Source organism: Candidatus Devosia phytovorans, assembly GCA_029202405.1.
Taxonomy (GTDB): Bacteria; Pseudomonadota; Alphaproteobacteria; order Rhizobiales; family Devosiaceae; genus Devosia; species Devosia phytovorans.
Genome location: CP119312.1, coordinates 2,985,640 through 3,007,994 on the forward strand (window position 1 = coordinate 2,985,640; position 22,355 = coordinate 3,007,994).

Genomic DNA, 22,355 nt, shown 5'->3' on the forward strand with positions numbered 1-22,355 from the left:
GCACATCACTGGTATACCGTACGCAAGGACCTATCAAGTGGCTTGCACAAAAATTGTGTCCGATCCAAGTTTGCTCACATAGAGAGCATTTCGGCCTTGGCAAGTTTGGCGTACGCTTGGTATACCTTTGGCATTGGCATGTTCGGAATGCCACCATCAAGCGATAAAGGCAGCCCCTTCCCATGCTCGCTGTTTCGGAGCCGCCAAACGGCACTACCACCGCCTACCAGCCTGACACCTTGCCCAAGACATTGATTGAACTCAATCATGTCGGCGTGACGTTCCCGACCCGCAGCGGCGCCCCGGTCGTCGCGGTGGACGATTTCTCCCTCAAGATCGACCGCGAGGAAATCGTGTCCCTGGTTGGGCCATCGGGCTGTGGCAAGTCGACAGTGCTGCGCATGCTCGCGGGCCTGCTGAAGCCAACGACAGGCGATGTGTGGATCGGTGGCGACCAGCGCCGGCGCGGGTTCTCGGAAGTTGCCATCGTCTTCCAGCGCGCCACCCTGCTGCCGTGGCTGACCATCATGAAAAACGTGCTCTACCCGGTGCGCGTGCTCAACGGCCGCGCCACAGCCGAGGACAAGGCGCGGGCGCAGGAGCTGCTCGAACTCGTCGGCCTGGCCGACATGGCCGAGCGCATGCCCAATGAACTTTCGGGCGGCATGCAGCAACGCGCCGCGATCGCGCGGAGCCTGATCCTCGATCCCAAAATCCTGCTGATGGACGAACCCTTCGGCGCGCTGGATGCCCTGACCCGGGAAGACCTGCAGCTCGACCTGCTCGACATTCATGCCCGGACGCGGAAGACCATCCTGCTCGTTACCCACTCGATCAACGAGGCCGTACTGCTGTCCGATCGCGTGGCCGTCATGTCGGCCCGCCCCGGCCGCATGCAGGATCTCATCACCATCGACGTGCCCAAGCCGCGCAGCCACGAGAGCGCCGCGCTGCCCGCCTTCATCGAATATTCCAAACGCATCCGCGACGACATCTTTGGCCCCCGCGCCCGCCGGAATTCCGCATCATGACCGCCACGCAACGCCGCATCGTCCTGCCGCTCATCACCTTCGCGCTGTTCATTGCGCTCTGGCAGATCATCTGCTGGGGGCTGAAGGTGCCGATCTACCTGATGCCGTCGCCGATCGACATTTTCAACGGCGGCATGCGGCTGGGGCCGGCACTGTTCAGCAATACGGCCGAGACGCTCACCACCATCCTGTTTGGCTTTACCCTGTCCTGCCTGATCGGCATTCCGCTCGGGGTGATCGTGTCGGTCAACCGGCTGACGTCGGAAGCGATCTATCCGCTGATCGTCTTTCTCAATGCCATCCCCATCGTCGCCATTGCGCCGATCCTTGTCGTCATCTTCGGCACCGACATGACGGCACGACTGATCATCGTCACGCTGATTGCCTTCTTCCCCATCATGGTAGCGACAGCGAGCGGCATTCTGGATACGCCCGATGAAATGCTGGATCTGGCACGGGTCGCCGGCGCCTCGCCGCTGACGGAAATCCTGACCGTACGGCTGCCGCACGCGGTTGCCTTCATCTTTGGCGGCTTGCGCATCGGCGTCACGGTTGCCGTGGTGGGCGCCGTGGTGGCGGAGTTCGTCAATGCCAACAAGGGGCTGGGTTTTCTTGTCACCTCGTCGACGGCGCAGTTTGCCATCCCTACGGCCATGGCCTGCGTGGTGATGCTCGCCCTGATCAGCGTACTGCTCTACGAAGGCGTCAATGTCGTGCACCGCACCTTCTTCGGCTGGTCGCTGCGCCAGGATGCCGGCAGCCACTGAGCCACAAGACTGCCAAAGAAAAAGGGGCGACCACTGCGGTCGCCCCTTTTGCATGTCAACGCCGCCTAGTTGCGAACGTTGAGTTCCTGATCGACCAGGGACACCCAATAGGCAGAACCCAGGGTCAGCGCCTCGTCGTTGAAGTCGTAGCCCGGCATATGGTTGTTCTTCCACTTGGTGGGGTCGTCACCATTGCCCATCATGACATTGCAGCCCGGCCGCTTGAGCAGCATGAAGGCGAAATCGTCGCCCGCATTGATCGGCGGATTGTTGCCATCGACATTGTCGGCACCGACCAGTGCGGATGCCGCCGCAACGGCCACGGCGGTTTCCTCGGCAGTATTGATCAGTGCCGGGTAGCCGCGCTGGTAGTCGACATCAGCAGTGCACAGGCTCATGGCCGCGCAGGCATGAGCAATCTCGGTGAAGCGCTTTTCGACCAGGTCACGAACCTCGGGACGGTGCGAGCGGGTCGAGCCCTCGACCACGATCTCGGCCGGCATGACATTGTGGCTCGAACCGGCCTGGATGATACCGATGCTGAGCACGGCCGAGTCGATGGCCGCAATATTGCGCGACACGATGGTCTGCAGGCCAAGGATGAACTGCGCCAGCGCGATGGTGGCGTCGGTTGACTTTTCCGGCGCGCCGCCATGCCCACCCGTACCCTTGAAGGTGACCCGCCAGGTATCGGTGGCTGCCAGTTGCGGGCCGACCTTGGTGACAAACTTGCCGACCGGCAGACCGGGCTTGTTATGCAGCGAATAGACCGAGTCGCAGGGGAATTGCTCGAACAGGCCGTCGTCGATCATGGCTTGAGCACCAGCACCCCCCTCCTCCGCCGGTTGGAAAATGCAATGCACTGTGCCGGCGAAATCTGGATTGTTGTGCATGTAGCGCGCAGCGCCCAGCAGCATGGCCGTATGCCCGTCATGGCCGCAGCCATGCATCTTGCCCGGAATCTTGGAGGCGTGGGCGAAGGTGTTGGTTTCGGTCATATTGAGCGCATCCATATCGGCGCGTAGGCCGAGGGCGCGCTGGCCGGGACGATTGCCCTTGATGGAAGCGACGATGCCAGTCTGGCCAAGGCCGCGGACGAAGGGAATGCCCCATTCGGTGAGCTTGTCGGCCACCACGCCCGAGGTGCGGACCTCTTCGTAGCAGGTCTCGGGGTACATGTGCAGATCGTGCCGGATGGCGATCATCTCTGCCTCATGCGCCTTGAGCGCCGTCATTACCTTTTCAACATCCATCATCAAAACCTTCTAACAGCCCTTCAACAACGCACGAATTTTGGGCAACATGACATAGTGCCCAAAAATCCGCTAGACGATACACCTACGGTATTCTATTGGTATGCCAGTTGCAACGAGAAGGCGACTGGAAGGGAACCGAATATGAATTCGATGGTGAAAGCGGCCTGGCGTCTGGGAGCCCTCGCTCTGGTGTTGCAGGCCGGAACCGCAATTGCGGCAGACGACGTGGCATTCCAGCTGGACTGGACCCCGGGCGGCATTTCCGCCGCCTATTATCTTGGTGCGGAGAAGGGTTGCTTCACCGATCAGGACATCAATGTCACGATTTCGCGGGGCTATGGTGCAGCTGACGCCGTTACCAAAGTCGCGACTGGCGTTGCCGATTTCTCGGTCACCGATCTGGGCGTCATCATTGGCGCGATTGGCGAAACGCAGGCACCGGTCAAGTCGATCATGCCGGTGGTTTCCCTGTCGCCATTGGCCATTGCCGTACTGGACGACAGCCCGATCCAGACCATGAATGACCTCGAAGGGCGCAAGCTGGGCTCATCGGTCGGCAATGCCGCGCTCGAATATGTGCCTTATGGCATGGAACTGGCGGGCGCCGATTATGCCAAGGTCGAAGAGGTGCTGACGGACGGTTCAGCATTGAACGGCCTGCTGCTTGGCCGGCAGATCGACGCCCTGGCCAGCTACATCACGTCCGCCGTGCAGATCCAGTCGCTTGCCGCGCAGAACGGCATGAGCGTCCGCACGGTTTTCTACGGCGACCAGCTCGACATCTACAATGCTTCGGTCTTCACCTCGAACGAGATGATCGCCTCCAATCCGGACTTGGTCAGCCGCTTCAAGAAGGCCGTGCAGTGTTCCTATGAAGCCTCGGTGGCCGACCCCGCTGCCGCGGTGGACGCCATCGTCGCCGGCGTCGAAGGCATGATCCGCGAGACCCAGACGGAGTCGGTGCCTTTTGCCATGGACTTCTCATTCGGCCCCGACAATGCGGTCTTTGCCGCCAACGGCTTCAATTGGGACGCGGATCGCGTGCAGCACAATATCGAGGTCGTCGGCAAGGTGCATGACAAGACCTATGACCTGACCGCGGACGACGTCGTCTATACCCCGGCAGAATAGCCTTTCCTGCCCGGCGACGCCCTTGTGTCGCCGGGCTTTTCTTTTCCAGCGAGTTTCCCATGACCTTGATCACGTCGGAGAGCAAGGGCGTCTTCGTCATTGCCGTCACCCCCTTCAACGAGGATGGCGGCATCGACAGCGCCAGCATCGACAGCGTCACCGACTTCTATTTTGAAAAGGGCGGCGATGGCCTGACCATTCTGGGCATGATGGGCGAAGCACCCAAGCTCACCCAGGCCGAAGCGCTGGCCGTGACCCGGCAGACATTGGCGCGTTCGGGCGACAAGCCCGTCGTCGTGGGCGTCTCCGCGCCAGGCCTGGCCGCCATCGAAGAATTGACCAAGGCCGTCATGGACATGGGCGCTGCGGGCGTCATGGTGGCGCCGCCACCGGCGCTGCGCACCAATGAACAGATCATTACCTATTACCAGCAGGTGGCAGAAACGCTTGGCCCTGACGTGCCGATCGTGCTGCAGGATTTCCCGCTCTCCACTACCGTTCAGATGAGCATTCCGGCGCTGGGCAAGATCATCGAGAGCTGCCCGAGCGTGGTCATGCTCAAGCATGAGGACTGGCCGGGCCTCGCCAAGATCACTGCACTGCGCAAGGCGGAAGCTGAAGGCCGCCGTCGCATTTCCATCCTCTGCGGCAATGGCGGCATTTTCCTGCCGGAGGAAATGCTGCGCGGCGCCGACGGCGCGATGACCGGTTTTGGCTATCCCGAGATGATGGTCGATGTCTGCCGCCTCACATCAGAGGGTAATGCCGACCGCGCCCGGGATCTGTTCGACGCCTACCTGCCGCTGGTGCGCTATGAGCAGCAGCCCGGCGTGGGCCTCGGCGCCCGCAAGCATGTGCTGGCCAAGCGCGGCGCCATCCGGACATCCACGCAGCGCCGTCCCGGCGCCCCCCTGCCCGCCGATGCCATTGCCGAACTCGATATCCTGATTGCCCGCCTCGAAAAGCGCCTCGCCGAACTGGGCTAGACGAAACATCGTCATCCCAGGCCAAGCCGGCTCCGCACTCAGAAGCCGGCCTTTGCTTTGCGCTATTTTGCCTTGGAGTAGCCGTCGAGCGCGCGTGAGGGGAGCATGCTGAGGGCCAACAGGCACACCGCCAGAAGTCCGGAGGCGACAAGCGAAATGGTCCACATCGGGATGCCGGGGTCCACCACACCTTCCGCACGCGTCAGGCCCGACGCCACAGCGACCGCACCCACGGTCGCCACGCCGATCGTACCGCCCATGGCGCGCATAAAACCCAGCACGCCGATGGCCGCGCCCATGCGACTGGAGCCGGCGGCATTCTGGGTGGCGAGGGTGAAAATCGGATAGGCCGAGCCGATGCCCAGACCCAGTGCCACGCTGGCGATCTCCACGCCGACCAGCGTCGGCGACCACGCCAGAACGGCCGTCAGGGCCAGCGCGCCGCAGAGCGCCAAGGCGGCAGCACCGACCACCAGAGGCTTGTAGTGCGGGTTGAGCCGCAGCAGTTGCGGCGGCACATAGGCGCCCGACATGATGCCGCAGAGCAAGCCAAGGATGGCAAAGCCGGCCTGGCTGGCGGAGAGGTCGAAGGCCTGCTGGTAGTAGAGCGGCAGATAGACGGCCATGCCCAGATTGCTGCCCTGGCAGCAGAGCAGGCCGAGCGCGCAGAGCAGGATGGTCCTGTCAGTCAGTATATGCAGCGGCACGAGAGGCGCACTGGCCCGCAGCATGCGCCAGGCAAAGCCGGCCCAGAACAGCAGGGCCAGCGCTGCCAGCAACAGCGGATGCAGCAGGGCTGCAGTTTCCGTGCCTGTCACGGCATTCAGCCAGAGCACGCTGCTCACCGTGCCGCCGATCAGCAGCAGGGCGCCGGGGAAGTCGATGGAGCGCTGGCTGTGACGGTCGGGCTCGGGTTCGAACAGGAGAACGACCGCGATAATCACCAGGATGGCGATCGGGACGTTGATCCAGAAAATAGCGGTCCAATGCACGTAGTCGGACAGGAAGCCACCCGCCACAGGGCCAAAGATGCTGGCCACGGCATAGATGGTGGAAATATAGGCGCTGTAGGCCGCTCGGCGATACATCGGCACCTTGTCGGCGATGACGACGAAGGGCAGCGAGGTCAGCCCACCTGCCCCGATACCCTGGACGACCCGTGCCGCGACCAGCATGGGGAGGCTATTGGCAAGAGCCGAAAGGATGGAGCCAGCAAGAAACAGCCCGACACAGGCGAATAGCGCGACGCGGCGTCCGCGCAGGTCGGCGATGGCACCCAGGATTGGCGAAGCAGCAGTGGCTGAAAGCAGATAGGCCGTGGCAACCCAGGGCAGCAATGCGCCACCGCCCAGATCGGCGGTGATCTTGCCCATGGCCGGACCGACGATGGTCTGCTCCAGCGCGGCCATGAACAGCGCCAGCATGACCGCGCCAATGACGAGCCGCTCCTTTCGCGTGGCAGCTGCAGCCGTCGCGTCGACAGGCGAAGTCGTCATGGCAAAACTCTGAAAAAGGCCGGCCTCAGCTGGGGCGGCGACCGAGAATGAAATCGATGATGGCTTCGCGGACATTGTCGAGATGCTGCGCCATCAGACGCCGCGACAGTTCAGGATGGTCGCCCATGACCGCATTGATCAACCCCTTGTGCTCGCCGGCCCCGACAAGAAGCCGATGCGGCAGACGCGACGTATTGAAGATATGGGTGCGCCGCCGCAGGTCGCGGATCGAGGCGGCAACCATGGGATTGCCGGCGGCGTCGGCAATGCTGGAATGGACCAGATCGTCCACCGCCCAATGCTGGGCGGGTGTAATCCGGGGCAGATGCACCAACTCCTCGATCGCCTCGGCAATCGAATTGGCAATCAGGGGATCGAATTTGCCGGTAGCGCGGGCGGCCGTTTCCACTTCCAGGATGCGACGCATGTCGAGCAGGCTGATGTAACTTTCCACGCTGACATCGGCGACAAACAACATGCGACCGTGTCGGCGGGAGACCAGCGATTCCACTTCCAGCCGGGCCAGTGCCTCACGAACCGGCGTACGGGAGATGGATAGCATCTCGGCCAGCCGACGTTCCTGCAGCACCGCCCCAGCCGGCAAGTGACCGGCCAGCATCAGGTCGAGGATCTGGTTGTAGGCAAATTCGCTGAGGCTCGGCTCGGCAACAGCGGCGACCGGACTTCTATCTAATAGCTCCGGGGAGTCCATAAAGGTCATTTCGCGCCCTCTCGTGTATCGCTGGTAGACCGTTGATATACCTCCTGTCAACGCAGGCAGGCAATAGTTGATTGCACTTGTCATATTTAGTGAGACAACTAGCCCACTGAAGCCTTGACCTTGTCCGTGTGCCGTTGGTATGCCATTGGAACACCTTATGTGGATTTTGGTCTGGAGATGGCAATGGCGATTACACCGTGGCGGGCAACATGCGTGCAGATGGACAGCAAGGTGGCGAGCAACGCCACGAACAAGGCGGAGGCCTGGGCGATCATCGACGCCAATCTGGCCAATGCCATTCCCAAGATCGAAGAGGCTTGCAGCGGAGAAAATCCACCCAAGCTGATCGTGCTGCCAGAGTTTGCCTTCCAGGGCCCGCCGCGCGCGACTCCCGTCAGCGAATGGATCGAGAAGGCCTGCACCACCATTCCCGGACCGATCACCGATCGCCTGGCGGATGTGGCGCGCAAGTTCGGTATCTACATTGCCGGCAATCACTTCGAGGTCGACCCGAAGTGGCCAGATCGCTACTTCAACTCGTCCTTCCTGCTCGACCCCAAGGGCGAAGTGATCTTGCGCTATCGTCGCATCAACACCGCGAGCTGGACCTCCCCGCATGACATCATAGAGGAATATCGCGAGACCTACGGCGAAGACGGCATCTTTCCGGTTGTCGACACCGAGTTGGGGCGCCTCGCCATCTATCCCTGCGGCGAAGTGCTGGTGCCCGAACTTAGCCGCGTACTGATGCTGCGCGGCGCAGAGGTGATCATCCACCCGTCGAACGAGCCGGCCAATGCCCGCGCCAACGCCGCCAAGATCTGCCGGGCCGCCGAGAACATGGTCTATCTGATCAGCGCCAATATTTCCGGCGCCATCGGCTTCTCCGACACCGAACGCGGCGGTCATTCGCAGATCGTCGATTTCAACGGCAATTACCTGGCCTTCGAAGAGGGCGATCAGGAGACGGTGGCCTGCTCGGCGATCATCGACATTGATGCCCTGCAGAAGGCCCGCCGCGACACGAACATGGGCAATGGCCTGATGCGCACCCGTTTCGAGATGTATCGCGAATACTACGCAACGGCCGATCTCTACCCGGCCAACCAGCTGGCAGACAAAGCCTTCGAGACCTATGCCGAACTGACGCCCGTACAGGAAAAGGCACTGGCCAACATGACCAAGGCGGGCGTGCTGCGCGCCTGAGGCTTTCACTACCAACCTATTGGAGCGGAGGCCGAAAGGCCTCCCGCTTTGTTTTTGGCTGTCTGCGCGTGGTCAGCATTTTTGTTAGGCGAGACAGGCAGCCGCAACGCCTGCACTAGAATTTGACGAGACATATCAATTCCTTGCAGACGGATATCACAACCACACCACTGATTCAGATTTCATCCTTTTGCCCACGATTTGATCAGCCAACACGTGATGCCCAATCTCGGCGCAACGCGGTTGACATGTGATATTCCGTTGGCATACCGTCCGAATGCCATACGGAGAAGTGGCGACAACGGGGAACATCATGAGACAGAATTTGACGCGCGCCGTGCTGCCGATCCTGGGATCCGCGCTCATGGCCACCGCCAGCCTGACGCCGGCCTTCGCCCAGGATTTGAAGCCGGTCAGCCTGCGCCTGGCCTGGATCGCAGGCGGCGTGGACGCACCGATCTTTATGGCAGATGCCAAGGGCTATTTCGCTGAAGCCGGCCTCGACGTGGACATCGTTGACGGCAACGGCTCCACCGGCACGATCCAGGCCATCGGCAGCGGCGACTTCGATATTGGCATTGCCGGCCTCGGTGTGCTGGCGCAGGCCCAGCAGCAGACCGGCGCGGACTCCATGATCGTGGTCGCAGGTCTGGTGCAGAAGGACCCGACTTCGATCATCAGCCTCGAAGGCTCGGGCATCACCACGCCCAAGGATATCGAAGGCAAGCGACTGGGCACGGACGCCGGCAATTTCGAGGACGGCATGATCCGCGCCTTCGCAGCCGCCAATGACGTCGACATGGACACTGTGGAAGTCATCATCATCAATGGTGGCGGTGACCGTGTTGCCTTGCTCAATGGCGATGTGGACTTCATCAATGGCTGGGCTAATCCCGACGGCGACAAGGTCGCCGCGATGAAGCCGATCGACCCGCCGCTGCTGTTCGCCGACTATGGCGTCAACATTCTGGGCTCCAGCGTCATCGTCAGCAAGGACTACCTTGCCGAAAATCCCGACGTGGTGCGCGGCTTCCTCGCTGCCCTGCAGAAGGGCGAGGCTGAGGCCAAGGCCAATCCCGAAGAAGCTCTCGCCGTAATGATGGAAGCCCGTCCGGACTCCGACGAGGAGCAGATCGAGCTCGAACTGCGCGTCATGCCGCCCTATGCCCATACCGCTGCGTCCGAGGGCAAGCCTTATGGCTGGATCGCCGAAGCCGACATCCTGCAGACCATTTCGCTGCTCGAGGACTATAGCGAAATGCCGGTGGGCCTGACACCTGCCGATATCTATGACGGCAGTTTCCTGCCCGCCGAATAGTCAATCGTTTCGGGGGCGATGCCGGCAGGCCGGCGTCGCCCTCTGCTTTATCGGGGCCACTGCCCCCACAGGACCATTCATGCATCTCGGACTTAACGACAGGCACGCCCTTGTTCTCGGAGCCAGCCAAGGCCTTGGCCTGGCCAGTGCCCAGGCCCTTCTGGCAGAGGGCGCCCGTGTCACCATCAGTGGCCGGTCGCCAAAGCGGCTCGAAGCCGCGCGCGCCGCATTGCCCGCCGAACAGCAGGAACGCTGCTTCATCGCCGTGGCCGATCTCGCCGACCCCGGTGCAGCGGCAGCCATTTCCAGCACGGCCCAGGAACTCGGCGGCGCCGTCGATATTCTCGTCAACAATACCGGCGGCCCACCGCCCGGTGCGCCCAGCACGATCACGACTGAGGCCATGGCCATCCATTTTGCCGCCATGGTGCAGCCGGTCGTGGCGCTGAGCCTTGACCTTGTGGCGTCGATGCGCGCTCAGGGCTGGGGTCGCATCATCACCATCGCCTCGAGCGGCGTGGTGCAGCCCATCCCGCATCTGCCAATCTCCAACGCGCTGCGCTCGACCCTTGTCGGTTTCATGAAGAGCCTCGCCGGCGAAGTTGCAGTGGACGGCGTCACGGTCAACATGGTGCTGCCCGGACGCATCGCCACCGGACGCACCCAGTCGATCGACACCGCACAGGCCAGCAAATCCGGCAGGGATATTGCCGATATCGCCAAGGCATCCGCCGCCACCATTCCGGCCGGCCGCTATGGCACGCCCGAAGAGTTTGCCGCCGTCGTCGCCTTCCTTGCCAGCGCCCCCGCGAGCTATGTCACCGGCAGCTTGGTGCGCGTGGACGGCGGCGCGATCCGTTCGATCTGATCAGGAGAGGTGGCCGAAGGGCTGCCAGCACCCATGAACGCCATGCCATCCGCCGAAAGCATGCAAAGCACCCCCGAAAAGCACATTTCGATCTCGGGCGTGTCCAAATCCTTCACCACGCGCAGCGGCAAGGTCCAGGCGCTGCAGGAGATCGATCTCACCATCAAGAAGGGTGAATTCGTATCGGTGCTCGGCCCGTCCGGCTGCGGCAAGAGCACGCTGATGATGCTGCTGTCGGGGCTAGATACGGTCACCAAGGGCCGGATCACCGTAGGCAAGAAGGATATTTTCGGACCCAATCCCGATGCCGGCGTGGTGTTCCAGCAGGACGTGCTGCTCGAATGGCGCAGCGCGCTGCAGAACATCCTGATCCAGGCCGAGATCCGCAAGTCGGACATGGGCGAAGCGACAGAGCGTGCCCGGCAGCTGCTCAAGATGGTGTCGCTGCAGGATTTCGAGGGTGCCTATCCCAAGGAGCTCTCGGGCGGCATGCGTCAGCGCGTCTCGATCTGCCGCGCACTGCTGCACAAACCGCCGCTGCTGCTGATGGACGAACCTTTCGGCGCTCTCGATGCCATGACGCGCGACCAGTTGCAGATCGACCTGCTGCGGCTCTGCGCTGAATCGGACATGACGGTCTTTTTCATCACCCATTCGATCGCCGAAGCGATCTTTCTCAGCGACCGCGTGGTGGTGATGTCGCCACGCCCCGGCCGGATCGAGCGCATCATCGATATCGACCTGCCGCGCCCCCGGCGTCTCGCCATGCGCGAGGACAAGAGATTCAACGAATATACGCGTGAACTGACCGATATCTTCAAGGGTCTCGGCGTGTTCCGGGAGGAGTATTGATATGGCTGTTGTCGCTGACGAACCCATCGCGGAAACCCGCCCCAATCCCGCGCTGCGCGCCCTCGGCTGGATCTCGCCCTCGGCCTGGAGCCTGTTGATCATCGTCGTGCTTTGGGAACTGGTGGTCCGCATCGGCAATGTGCCGGAGTTCATGCTGCCTGCCCCCAGCGTCATCGGCCAGGAGTTCATCGACTATGGCCACAGGCTGCTGCCCAATGCCGGCGTGACGCTGTTCGAAGTGCTGCTCGGCTTTGCGCTGTCAGTGCTGATCAGCATCCCGCTGGCCGTGCTCATCGTCTACAACAAGGTGATCGAGCGCACGATCTACCCGCTGATCGTCTCCAGCCAGACCGTGCCCATGGTCGCCGTGGCGCCACTGCTGCTGACTTGGTTCGGCTATGGCATGGCACCCAAGATCGTCATCGTGATCCTCCAGACCTTCTTCCCCATCGTGGTCAATACGGTGATGGGGCTCAATTCGGCGTCGCGCGAGATGATCTATCTGGCCAAGTCGATGGGCGCGTCGAACTGGCAGATCTTCTGGAAGTTTCGCCTTCCCCAGGCCCTACCCTCGATTTTTGCTGGCCTCAAGCTTGCCACCGCCATGTCGGTGATCGGCGCGATCGTCGCCGAATTCGTCGGCGCCAACGCCGGTCTGGGCTATGTGATCCTGGTGGCCGGCGCGAGCTTCAACATCTCCCGGCAGTTTGCGGCGATCATCCTCATCGTCGTCATCGGCATCGCCTTCTTCGCCATACTCGAGCAGATCGAACGCCTCGCCATGCCCTGGCGCCGTATCGCGCGCTGAAGGCGACAGAGCGTGATGTAACCAGGCACGGCGCTCTACAGGGCGCCGTGCTTCCTCAGGTTTCGACCCCAATGCCGCCGGTCTTTTGTCGACCCTATTTCGGCCAATCAAAAGCAGATTTCGACAGCCTGAAAGCTGCCATTAAGTGGTCGCGGATTGGCCTATCAAGTGGACATCACGGTAGCCTAAAACGCTTCGGCCAGTTGCTGGGCGCACATCGGCCAACTCCTCCTGGGCAAAGAAACAGGTTGGCGAGGGCCAGTAGCGGAGCCTTCACAGGTGCTGCTCCTGGCGGGATATACGGCGCACCTGCCTGCATTGAGTCGATGCAGAGACTTCGCGGGCTCTAACGTGGCCACGCCTAGACGCTCCATTTGCGCCTCAGTGCAGCGACGGCTTGTACAAAGCTGCTCTTTGATCGGCCGTCTACTGGAGCTCTATGTTGGCGACGGCAACGGGGTCGAATTGCCTTGCACGCCGGCTCCCCGGTTACCAATAGGCATCCCTGCTATTTTACCACCAGGGTGATCGACGAAAAGAAGGGCGCTTCGTCTCTCACCATCTATGGCGCCTATCCCGCCAGCCCGGAAACTCTTACAAGGTATAGGTTGTCGTGCCACCGCGAAACACGAAGCCAAGCCTCTGCTGCTACTCCAAAACGAGATGACCCGCCCCTATGTCTCGATAGGTGGCCGGTGGTGCTACGTAGGTATGGGCATGTACAACGCCGGCAGTCGTGCCCTCGAGTGGTGCGACAGCTGGGCGTTTGCTTGTAGGGTCTGGGATCGGGACCGCGGCCATTAGTCGTTGGGTGTAGGCGTGCTGAGGATTTTCGAAGATCTGCGCCCGCGTCCCGGATTCAACGAAGCGGCCGCGGTACATAACCGCCACACGGTGGCTGATCTGCTCGACCACCGCCATGTCATGCGAGATGAACAGCAGGGCAATACCGGTTTCGTTCTGGATATCCTGCAGCAGGTCGAGCACCTGCGCCTGCACGGAGACGTCCAAAGCTGAAACGCTTTCGTCGGCGACGATGATCTTCGGCGATAGGGAGAGGGCCCGGGCAATGCAGATGCGCTGGCGCTGTCCGCCGGAGAATTCATGCGGATAGCGCGCTGCGGCCTCTGGTGGCAGGCCGACCCGTTTGAAGAGATATTCGACGCGATCGGTCAAGGCGCTACCGGTCGCAAGGCCATGGATTTTCAGCGGTTCGGCCACCAGGTCCCCGACGCGCATGCGCGGGTCCAGCGAGGCATAAGGATCCTGGAAGATCATCTGGATGTCACGACGGATCGGCTTCATCAGCGCCGGAGTGAGTCCGGCGATGTGATGGCCATTGACCCTGATGTCACCCGTGAAGGGGACAAGGTTCAGCAGGGCCCGGCCCGTCGTCGACTTGCCGCAGCCGCTTTCGCCCACGAGCGCCAGGGTCTCACCGGCGTAAAGGCTGAATGACAGGCCTTCCACGGCGTGGACGCGGCGCTTGTCGCGCTGCAGCCAGCCACCGCCGATAGTATAGCGAACACTGAGATTGTCGACTTCGACCACGGCGCAGCGCGGTTTTACCGGTTCGGTCGCGCGGCGCGGCAGGGTGGTGCCGGCCATGGCGCCGAGGCGCGGCACCGCATCGAGCAGCGTCCGCGTGTATGGTGCGGCAGGCGCGGCAAAGATCTGCCTGACCGGGGCGGCTTCGACCTGCCGACCATCCTTGAGCACAAGGACGGTATCGGCCATTTCGGCGACCACACCCATGTCATGGGTGATCAGGATCACCGCGGTGCCGGTCTCCTGCTGTAGCTCGCGGATCAGTCCAAGGATCTGAGCCTGTACCGTCACGTCCAATGCTGTTGTCGGTTCGTCGGCGATCAATATGTCGGGCTTCTGGCTCAGGGCGATGGCAATCATCACCCTCTGGCGCATGCCACCCGATAGCTCGTGGGGAAATTGGGCCAGTCGGCGCGCGGCCTCGGGGATGCACACCTGGTCGAGCAGCGCCAGGGCGCGGGCTTTTGTATCGGCAGACGACAGACTCGCATGGGCCCCGATGGCTTCGGTCAATTGCCGCCCGATGGTCAGCACCGGATTGAGCGAGGTCATCGGCTCCTGGAAAATCATGCCGATCTCGCGCCCACGAACGCCGCGCAAGCCCTCGGCCGAGAGCGAGAACAGGTCCCTGTCCTTGAACAGGGCAGAGCCGCCTGCTAGGCGCGCCATCGGACGCGGCAGAAGGCCCATCAACGACAGGGCGGTCATCGATTTGCCCGACCCGGATTCGCCGGCAATGCAGAGCGTCTTGCCGCGTTCGAGGCTGAAGCTCAGCCCGTCGACGACCCGACGCGGACCGGTGGGTGTCGCAACCTCGGTGACGAGGTCGCGCACATCCAGCAATGGAGCGGTCGGGTTCACTCGAAGACGATCCTGGGGAAGTAGAAGCTGACGACCCAGTTGGGCATGTCGACGACTTCGGAAATGCGCAGGTCGCCACAGACCGAGCAGAGCATATAGGCCTCGTCGGCGGAAAGGCCGTATAGCTTGCCCAGAAGGTCGATCATGCCCGAAACCGCATCGCGGGCTCCGGTCATCAGGTCCGGCCCGATGCCCGTTGTCACTTCATAGCCCTTGGCATCGAGATGATTGGTCACCGGGCCCGAGGTTGTGAAGCGCGGCATCTTGAGATTTGCCCCCTTCACCAGATCGAACTTGAGTGTGACGTTCATCTGGCTTTCCATGGCCGTGCCGCAGACTTCGCCATCGCCCTGTGCCGCGTGGGTATCTCCCACCGAGAACAGCGCACCATCGACCTCGACGGGCAGATAGAGCACCGTACCAGCCGTCAGGTCGCGGATGTCGAGATTGCCGCCGACGCGCCGTGGCGGCACCACGGAGTGGCGGCCCGGTTCGGCCGGAGCGACGCCGATCTCGCCGCAGAAGGGCTTGAGCGGCACCTTGCCGTTTTTCGAGAAGGCGGCCGGCGACATGGTCGTCTTGTCATAGGACCATAGTGTCAGCGCGGGGTCCTTGAACTGGTCCGCCAGCAGGCCGAAGCCCGGGATATTGGCAGTCCAGCCAAAGCCGGACGGCTCGAAGGCCTCGAAGGTGATCTTGAGGGCATCGCCAGGCTGTGCCCCTTCGATGAAGATGGGGCCGGTGACCGGGTTGACCTTGGTGAAATCCAGCGTTCCCACGTCGGCGGCGGTGCTGCCGGGCTTGAAGTGTCCGGCGGCGCTGTCGAGGCATTCGAAATAGACGGTGGAGCCCGGCGACACCCGCTCGACGGGCGGGATCGAATGATCCCACCCGTGATTGTGGTGGATGGCGTGGATCGTGTAGTCGCAGTTACTGCACATCTTTATCGAACACGTAATCGTAGTTGACGGGAATATGGACCGGGTCGACGAAGATGGCGTCAGGGCCACCCAGGCGCGCCGACTTCATGGTGAAGCGCTGTTCGTTGAACACCGGCACCCAGGGTGCGTCTTCCATGACGGCGGTATAGACGTCGCTCCACATTGCGTAACGCTCTTCGGCGCGGGCGGGATCGGCCAGCGAGTCAGCTGCCGTCGCCTTGGCGTCGAGCTCTTCGTTGCAGTATTTCGACCAGTTCCAGCCACCGTCACCGGCGCCGGCGCAGCCCAGGATCGGACCGTAGAAGTTGGACGGATCGGGGAAGTCCGCGATCCAGGCCATGCCGCCGGACCAGATCATGGGGGCCGTGCCGGCGCCACCGGCCTCGATCACATTGGCCTGGGCCAGTGACAGCAGGTCAGCGGTAATGCCGACGGCGGCGAGATCCTGCTGGATAGCCTGGGCAATGCGCGGATTGGGGTCGACGTTATAGACATAGAGCTCGGTGCTGAAGCCATCGGCGAGGCCAGCTTCGGCCAGCAGCGCCTTGGCGCCCTCGACGTCATAGGCATAGCCCTCATAGCCTTCAGTATAGCCGGGCATGGAAGGCGGCAGCGGCTGGTTGGCGATGACCGCGCGATTGTTGATGATGCGGGTGATGCGATCCTTGTTGATGGCCATGTTGATGGCCTTGCGCACGTCGGGATTGTCGAGCGGGGGCGTCGTCACGTTGAGCGTGATGTAGCCGGTGTGCAGCTGGCCCCCCTCGATGATCATGTCGGCGTAGTCCGGGCTGTCCTTGACCTCGAGGAACTGCGCCGGCGGGATGCCGTCACCCAGGATATCGACCTCGCCATTCTGCAAGCGCAGCAGGGCCACGGTGGGTTCCTGGCCGATCTCGAAGACGATCTCGTCCATCTTGGGGACGCCGGCCTTCCAGTAGTCCGGGTTGCGGGCAAAGACCAGTCGCTGGCCCAGCGTCCACTCGCCCAGCGAGAAGGCGCCAGTGCCCACGGGATGCTTGCCGAAATCGGCGCCGAATTCGTCCACTGCTTCCTTGGGCACGACCGAGGAGAAGTTGAGCGCCACGACATGGAGGAATGTCGCATCCGGGCGCGTCAGCTTGATCTCGACCGTCAGCGGATCGACGACAGTGACGCCCGAGAGGCCGGTCGCCGAGCCATCGGTGGCGGCATCATAGCCCTCGATCGAGGCAAAGAAGCCGGCGCCGGGGCTCTGGGTTGCCGGATCGGTGACGCGGTCGAGCGAATATTTGACGTCTTCCGCCGTCATCTCGCGGCCATTGTGGAATTTGACGCCGGGGCGGAGCTTGAACACATAGGTCAGCCCGTCTTCCGAGATGGTGTAGCTTTCGGCAAGGTCGGTGGTCAGCGTCGCCGTGCCGGGCTCATATTCCATCAGGCTGTCGAACAGCGACTTGATCATCGACCAGTTCTGCCAGTCGTAGCCGATGGCCGGATCAAGGGTGGCGACGTCGTCCTTGTAGGTGACGATCATCGAGCCACCCTGTTTTTCGTCCTGGGCGAAGGCGGGTGAGGCGATTGCCAGTACGGCAAGGGCCACACCGGATAGCAGCAGTTTGCGCATGAATTGTCTCTCCTGTTGAATGTGTCAGCGCAGCTTGATGCGCGGATCGATGAGGGGGGCGACGAGGTCGGCGATGAGATTGCCGATAACGATGGCGCAGGCCGAAATCAGCGTGACGCCCATGATGATGGGAATGTCGACGCGCTGGATGGCCTGCCAGGCCAGCTGGCCGATGCCAGGCCAGCCGAAGACGCTTTCCACCACCACGATGCCGCTCATGAACATGCCGATATCGATGCCGATCATGGCGACGATGGGCAGGATGGCGTTGGGAATGGCGTGGCGGAACAGGATGATGCGACCGCGCAGGCCCTTGGACTGGGCCGTGCGGATATAGTCCTGGCGCAGCACGTCGAGCATGGACGAGCGCATCATGCGGGCATACCAGCCAGCGCCGAGCACACCCAGGGTCAGGGCCGGGAGCACGAGGTGGTGGAAGGTGCCGTAGCCCCCGATGGGGAACCAACCCAGCTGCACGGCAAAGACATAGAGCAGCAGGATGCCGATGACGAATTGCGGTGCCGAGACGCCGACAAAGGACACCACCATCAGCGCATTGTCGAGGAAACCACCACGGCGCACCGCAGCCAGCACGCCCATGGTGAGGCCGATGATCAGCTCGCAGACGATGGCGCCGGCCATCAGCAGCAGGCTGGCGGGGAGCCGCGCGGCCACCAGTTCGGCCACTTCGGTCTTCTGCAGATAGGAGCGGCCGAGATTGCCCTGCAACAGGTTAGAGAGATAGCGCCAGTATTGCTCCCAGAGCGGCAGGTCGAGGCCGAGCTGCGCCCGGATATTGGCGACGGTTTCAGCCGTGGCGCTGCGGCCGGCGATCTGGCGCACCGGATCGGCCGGCAGTAGGTAGAGCAGCACAAAGGTCACAAGGCTGATGCCGAGCAGGATCAGGGCGGACTGGCCGAGGCGGACCGCGACATAACGGATCATGCTGACCTCCCCTGCTGGGTTGGATCAAGGATGTCGCGCAGGGCGTCGCCCAACAGGTTGAAGGCCAGCGACAGCAGCAGGATGGCGGCACCGGGAATGAAGACCAGCCAGGGCGCCGTGGCGAAATAGGTCTGGTTTTCGAAGATGATATTGCCCCAGCTCGGGGTGGGCGGACGTACGCCGATACCGAGGAAGCTAAGCGTGGCCTCGAGCAGGACCGTGGTCGAAATGCCCAGCGTTGCCCAGACAACAATGGTCGAGACCAGATGCGGCAGCACATGCCGCCAGAGGATCAGCCCGGGCCCGGCGCCCAGCGAGCGCTCCGCCTCGATGAATTCGCGCTCGGTGAGCGAGCGCGTCTCGGTATAGAGCACGCGTGCGATCTGTACCCAGTTGACCATGGCAATGACCAGCGCGACGATCCACAGGCTGGGCCGGAAGATGGCCGCCAGCACGATGGCCAGCAACAGGGCCGGAAAGCTCATCATCAGATCGGTGAAGCGCATCAGCACGGCGCCAACCACGCCCCGGAAATAGCCTGCGGTAATTCCGACCAGCGCCCCGATCACCACGGCAATGCCATTGGCCACCACGCCGATCACCAGCGAGGTCTGCGCCCCGACGATAAGGCGGCTGAGGAGGTCACGTCCGAGCAGGTCGGTGCCGAACCAGAACTGGCCATTGGGGGCGAGCGGCGCGCCTTCGAGCGTCAGTCCCTCGAAAAACTGCTCGTTCGGATCGTGTGGGGTCAGCCAGGGGGCAAAAAGCGCGCAGATCACCACCAGCGCGACGATGACAAGGCCGATCGTGGCAAGCGGACGGCGCACGAGGCGTCCCAGCACCGATCTGGCACGGATTGGTCGCGTGGGAACAGCGGCAGGACCGAGGTCAGGAGCGATGACGGACATCGACACCCCGCATGCGGCAGATGACCTGTTCGGCCATGTCTTCAATGGAAAGGCGCGACAGCATGGCGTCGCGGCGCAGCTGCGCATAAGCCAAGTCGGCCGAGATATTGTGCTGCAGCATCAGGCAGGCCGTCGCCTCGGCGAGAACCTGCCGTTTGTCGACCCGGCCCCGCAAGCCCGCCAGCTCGTCGCGCAGCGCCGAGCGTCGTGCGAAGGCTTCAGTAGCGATTACCAGTGCGGAGAAAACCCCGCCGCTGCCGATCGGTTTGAGCAGATGTGCGTCAGCGCCCATGCGCATGGCCCAGGCGAGACGCCCTGGCGCCTCAGAGCCGATCAGGGCAATGGCCGGCATGGGCAGATCGCCAGCGTGCCAGGGAAACTGGCCGTCATGCCCCATGTCGGCATCGTAGAACAGAAGGTCCGACGGAAGCGCCGGAACCGTCAGGTCGGGCCAGCATAGCTCGTGGCTGATGCCCAGCTGGGTCAGCTGGCGCACCAGGGCATCGACCAGCGGATGCGCCCGATGCAGGATCAGCGCGCGTTGGCCGTCGAAACTGGGGGTGGGGACCGGGCGGCTCATTTGACCACCTTGAGGTGAGAGGCCAGGCGACGGCCGGACGCGGTCGATGACCGGGCCAGATAGGGGTCGGGGCGAATGACGCTTGCCGCTCCGGCGACGATCTCGAACCCTTCGGGTGTCGCTCGGGCAATGCGCGGCGTCAGGACCGAATGATTGTTGGTGGCGTCGATTTCGATCTCGCCGATCGGCGCCCTGGAGATGCGCCCGGTCGCAGCAGCCAAGACCTGCTGGCCCTCGTCCGTTCCGGAAGTCGCTATGGCGGCGGCCAGCAGATGCACGGCGGTATAGGCTTGCGCGAAGAAGGCCGAGACATGGGTGACGTCTGGCGCAAAGCGCCGGACCGTATCGAGGAAGCGCCGGTTTTCGGCTGACGGCAGGGACTGGAAGTAGGGCGCTATGGCATATTGCCCGCTGGCCAGAGGGCCGAGCTGTGCCAGCTCGCTTTCGGCCAGGTTGCAGCTCAGCACCGGCCGGTTGGCCTGGCTGAAGGCAGCATCCTCGAGCCCCAAAGCATGATAGGCGGCAAGGAATGCGTGAGAGGAGGGACCGATCAGCGTATTGAGGATGAAAGCCGGTCGCTTGCGTCGGATTTCATCGATGATATGGCCGATGTCCCGGTCGCCGAGCGATATGTAGCGTTCCCCGGCCACCGTGCCGCCGGCGGTCTCCATGGCGTCACGGGCGATGCGATTGGTCTCCCAACCCCAGATGTAGTTGGATCCAACCAGAAAGCCGTCGGCGCCGAAGCGCGGCAGGATATGGGCCAGTAGGGGCAGCACATGCTGGTTCGGGCAGGCGCCCAGATAGACTACCTGTTCGTTGGCCTCGAAGCCTTCGTAGGGGCAGGCATACCAGAGCGTCGTCCGGGTCTTTTCGAGAACCGGGATCACTTCCTTGCGGCTCCATGATGTGGTGCAGCCCAGGATGTGGCGGGTACCCGAATGCGCCACCAGCTCGGATGACATGGGGGCATAGTTTTCGGTGGCTCCGCGCGGGTCGCGCACCTCCGCGGTGAGCGAAAGTCCGTAGTGCTGGGTCGCATTGATCTCTTCGATCGCGGTCAGCGTGCCCAGCAGGCCTTCCCGTCCGATCGCCGCATAGGGGCCGCTTGCTGAAAACAGCACGCCGACCGCAATTGCGTTCCCCAAAGCCATCGTCAGGTCCACCAATGAAAAGGGCCCCACTCAGACCGGCGATGCGCGGTCCAAAGTGGGGCCCAAATGCCCGAAGTCGAAATGTTGTCCGGATAGTGCAGACCCGCGTTGCCGGAGTCAAGGGAACGGCGAAATAATACGCTGTTGATATTAGGCGCCCAATGTTTGGGCATCCGATCATCCTTCGCGGCTTGGTGTCGGTGCCTTCGGCACCCATTCCTTTGCTTCCTGGTGGACCGCCTTGACGCTGACCATCTCCGGTTCATTCCACAGCCAATCCATCCGATGCCCTTGCGCGCGATTGAGCTTTGCTTGCTAGATAGGCAGCGCAGTGCAGTGGGCGTTTTTTGCACAGAACGGGGAAATGAAATGATGGATCGATTGCGGTTTGGACGACGCGCCTTTGTATCGACGCTGGCGCTGGGTACGGCTTTGATGCTCTCGGGCGCAGCCTTTGCACAGGACGTGATCAAGATCGCGGCCGTCTGGACTGTGCCGGTCGAACAGCAATGGGCCAGCCGGCTGCATAATGCGCTGGTGGCCGCGCAGGAGCGCGGCGAGATCGAATATGTTTACTCGGAAAACACCACGGCGACTGACTATGAGCGCGTGATGCGGGAATATGCCGAGCAGGGCGTGGCGCTGATGATCGGCGAGGCCTTTGCCGTCGAGGCGCCGGCACGTGCCGTGTCAGCTGACTATCCCGAGATCAGCTTCCTGATGGGTTCGTCTCTGCCGCCGGTCGAGCCGAACTTCGCCACGTTTGACAATTTCATCCAGGAGCCAAGCTACCTGACGGGCATGATTGCCGGCGCCAAGACCGAATCCGATGTCATCGGCATGGTCGGCGGCTTCGCCATTCCCGAGGTCAACCGCCTGATGAATGCCTTCATGGCTGGCGCCCTGTCGGTCAATCCGGACGCCAAGTTCTCGATCAGCTTCATCAACTCCTGGTATGATCCGCCAAAGGCCAAGGAAGCCGCTTTCGCCATGGTCGATGCTGGCGCCGACATCCTTTATGCCGAGCGTTTCGGTGTCTCCGACGCCGCCAAGGAACGCGGCATTCTGGCGATCGGCAATGTTATCGACACCGCCGCCGACTATCCGGGCACGATCCTTGCCAGCGCGCTGTGGGACGGCACGCCGATGATCGACAAGGCGATCGCCGATGTGAAGGGGGGGAGCTTCACAGCGTCCGATTACGGCATTTATGCCTTCATGGAATATGGCGGTTCGAGCCTTGTGGTCGACGAGGCCCTGGCCGGTGCCGATGTGGTCGCCGCCGCCAAGGCCAAGGAAGCCGAAATTCTCGACGGCAGTTTCAAGGTCGAGATCAACGACGCCGAGCCGTCCTCAACTCTCTGATTTCTGC

General features: G+C 62.5%; 20 protein-coding genes. 10 read left to right on the plus strand and 10 right to left on the minus strand.

All coding sequences use genetic code 11. The annotated features are described in order from the left end of the window. Positions 1-182: 182 nt before the first annotated feature. Together P0Y65_14780 and P0Y65_14785 are read left to right on the plus strand one after the other, a co-directional pair. Positions 183-1,031 (plus strand): ABC transporter ATP-binding protein, encoded by an 849-nt coding sequence (locus tag P0Y65_14780; protein ID WEK03452.1) that lies wholly within the window; start codon positions 183-185, stop codon positions 1,029-1,031. Continuing rightward, positions 1,028-1,798 (plus strand): ABC transporter permease, encoded by a 771-nt coding sequence (locus P0Y65_14785; GenBank protein WEK03453.1) that lies wholly within the window; start codon positions 1,028-1,030, stop codon positions 1,796-1,798. Before P0Y65_14780 ends, P0Y65_14785 begins: the two co-directional genes overlap by 4 nt. Before the next feature lie 65 nt (positions 1,799-1,863). On the opposite strand, the gene P0Y65_14790 is transcribed toward P0Y65_14785, so the two are convergent. Continuing rightward, complete coding sequence (locus P0Y65_14790; protein WEK03454.1) at positions 1,864-3,054, minus strand: M20 family metallopeptidase; 1,191 nt, start codon at positions 3,052-3,054, stop codon at positions 1,864-1,866. Positions 3,055-3,195: 141 nt separating this feature from the next. On the opposite strand from P0Y65_14790, the gene P0Y65_14795 reads away from it, so the two are divergent. Continuing rightward, entirely contained in the window at positions 3,196-4,185 is a 990-nt protein-coding gene (locus P0Y65_14795) for an ABC transporter substrate-binding protein (protein WEK03455.1), read from the plus strand. A 59-nt stretch (positions 4,186-4,244) separates the two neighbouring features. Beyond that, entirely contained in the window at positions 4,245-5,171 is a 927-nt protein-coding gene (locus tag P0Y65_14800; GenBank protein ID WEK03456.1) for a dihydrodipicolinate synthase family protein, read from the plus strand. 62 nt (positions 5,172-5,233) lie between these two features. Here the strand turns inward: P0Y65_14800 and P0Y65_14805 are convergent, their stop codons facing one another. Both P0Y65_14805 and P0Y65_14810 read right to left on the minus strand, forming a co-directional pair. Further along, the gene (locus P0Y65_14805; GenBank protein WEK03457.1) at positions 5,234-6,667 is read right to left on the minus strand and encodes an MFS transporter; all 1,434 of its coding nucleotides are present in this window, start codon (positions 6,665-6,667) and stop codon (positions 5,234-5,236) included. 25 nt (positions 6,668-6,692) lie between these two features. Then, the gene (locus P0Y65_14810; protein WEK03458.1) at positions 6,693-7,388 is read right to left on the minus strand and encodes a GntR family transcriptional regulator; all 696 of its coding nucleotides are present in this window, start codon (positions 7,386-7,388) and stop codon (positions 6,693-6,695) included. A gap of 183 nt (positions 7,389-7,571) precedes the next feature. Between P0Y65_14810 and P0Y65_14815 the strand changes: the two genes are divergently transcribed. The 5 genes from P0Y65_14815 to P0Y65_14835 all read left to right on the plus strand — a co-directional run bounded on the left by P0Y65_14815 (position 7,572) and on the right by P0Y65_14835 (position 12,440). After that, a complete protein-coding gene (locus P0Y65_14815; GenBank protein WEK03459.1) occupies positions 7,572-8,594 on the plus strand; it encodes an amidohydrolase in 1,023 nt (340 codons plus the stop codon). A gap of 313 nt (positions 8,595-8,907) precedes the next feature. Continuing rightward, positions 8,908-9,912 (plus strand): ABC transporter substrate-binding protein, encoded by a 1,005-nt coding sequence (locus tag P0Y65_14820; protein WEK03460.1) that lies wholly within the window; start codon positions 8,908-8,910, stop codon positions 9,910-9,912. Between the two features lie 79 nt (positions 9,913-9,991). Next, positions 9,992-10,780 carry an SDR family oxidoreductase gene (locus tag P0Y65_14825; protein WEK03461.1) on the plus strand — a complete coding sequence of 263 codons (789 nt, stop codon included), beginning with the start codon at positions 9,992-9,994 and terminating at the stop codon, positions 10,778-10,780. Between the two features lie 33 nt (positions 10,781-10,813). Further along, on the plus strand, positions 10,814-11,632 hold the full coding sequence (locus tag P0Y65_14830) for an ABC transporter ATP-binding protein (GenBank protein ID WEK03462.1): 819 nt from the start codon (positions 10,814-10,816) through the stop codon (positions 11,630-11,632). A gap of 1 nt (position 11,633) precedes the next feature. Continuing rightward, a complete protein-coding gene (locus tag P0Y65_14835) occupies positions 11,634-12,440 on the plus strand; it encodes an ABC transporter permease (protein WEK03463.1) in 807 nt (268 codons plus the stop codon). A gap of 648 nt (positions 12,441-13,088) precedes the next feature. On the opposite strand, the gene P0Y65_14840 is transcribed toward P0Y65_14835, so the two are convergent. The 7 genes from P0Y65_14840 to P0Y65_14870 are packed head-to-tail and all read right to left on the minus strand — an operon-like array spanning position 13,089 to position 20,983. Next, positions 13,089-14,849 carry an ABC transporter ATP-binding protein gene (locus tag P0Y65_14840; GenBank protein WEK03464.1) on the minus strand — a complete coding sequence of 587 codons (1,761 nt, stop codon included), beginning with the start codon at positions 14,847-14,849 and terminating at the stop codon, positions 13,089-13,091. After that, complete coding sequence (locus tag P0Y65_14845; protein WEK03465.1) at positions 14,846-15,790, minus strand: acetamidase/formamidase family protein; 945 nt, start codon at positions 15,788-15,790, stop codon at positions 14,846-14,848. Before P0Y65_14845 ends, P0Y65_14840 begins: the two co-directional genes overlap by 4 nt. Further along, the gene (locus tag P0Y65_14850; protein WEK03466.1) at positions 15,780-17,396 is read right to left on the minus strand and encodes an ABC transporter substrate-binding protein; all 1,617 of its coding nucleotides are present in this window, start codon (positions 17,394-17,396) and stop codon (positions 15,780-15,782) included. Before P0Y65_14850 ends, P0Y65_14845 begins: the two co-directional genes overlap by 11 nt. Before the next feature lie 24 nt (positions 17,397-17,420). After that, positions 17,421-18,341, minus strand: coding sequence for an ABC transporter permease (locus P0Y65_14855; GenBank protein WEK03467.1), 921 nt, complete (start codon positions 18,339-18,341; stop codon positions 17,421-17,423). After that, on the minus strand, positions 18,338-19,249 hold the full coding sequence (locus P0Y65_14860; protein WEK03468.1) for an ABC transporter permease: 912 nt from the start codon (positions 19,247-19,249) through the stop codon (positions 18,338-18,340). Before P0Y65_14860 ends, P0Y65_14855 begins: the two co-directional genes overlap by 4 nt. Continuing rightward, complete coding sequence (locus tag P0Y65_14865) at positions 19,230-19,829, minus strand: ANTAR domain-containing protein (GenBank protein ID WEK03469.1); 600 nt, start codon at positions 19,827-19,829, stop codon at positions 19,230-19,232. The genes P0Y65_14860 and P0Y65_14865 overlap by 20 nt, the downstream gene beginning before the upstream one ends. Beyond that, complete coding sequence (locus P0Y65_14870; GenBank protein WEK03470.1) at positions 19,826-20,983, minus strand: transporter substrate-binding domain-containing protein; 1,158 nt, start codon at positions 20,981-20,983, stop codon at positions 19,826-19,828. Before P0Y65_14870 ends, P0Y65_14865 begins: the two co-directional genes overlap by 4 nt. Positions 20,984-21,418: 435 nt before the next feature. On the opposite strand from P0Y65_14870, the gene P0Y65_14875 reads away from it, so the two are divergent. Next, positions 21,419-22,348: a BMP family protein gene (locus P0Y65_14875; GenBank protein WEK06808.1), complete on the plus strand. Its 930-nt coding sequence runs from the start codon at positions 21,419-21,421 to the stop codon at positions 22,346-22,348. Positions 22,349-22,355: the final 7 nt, after the last annotated feature.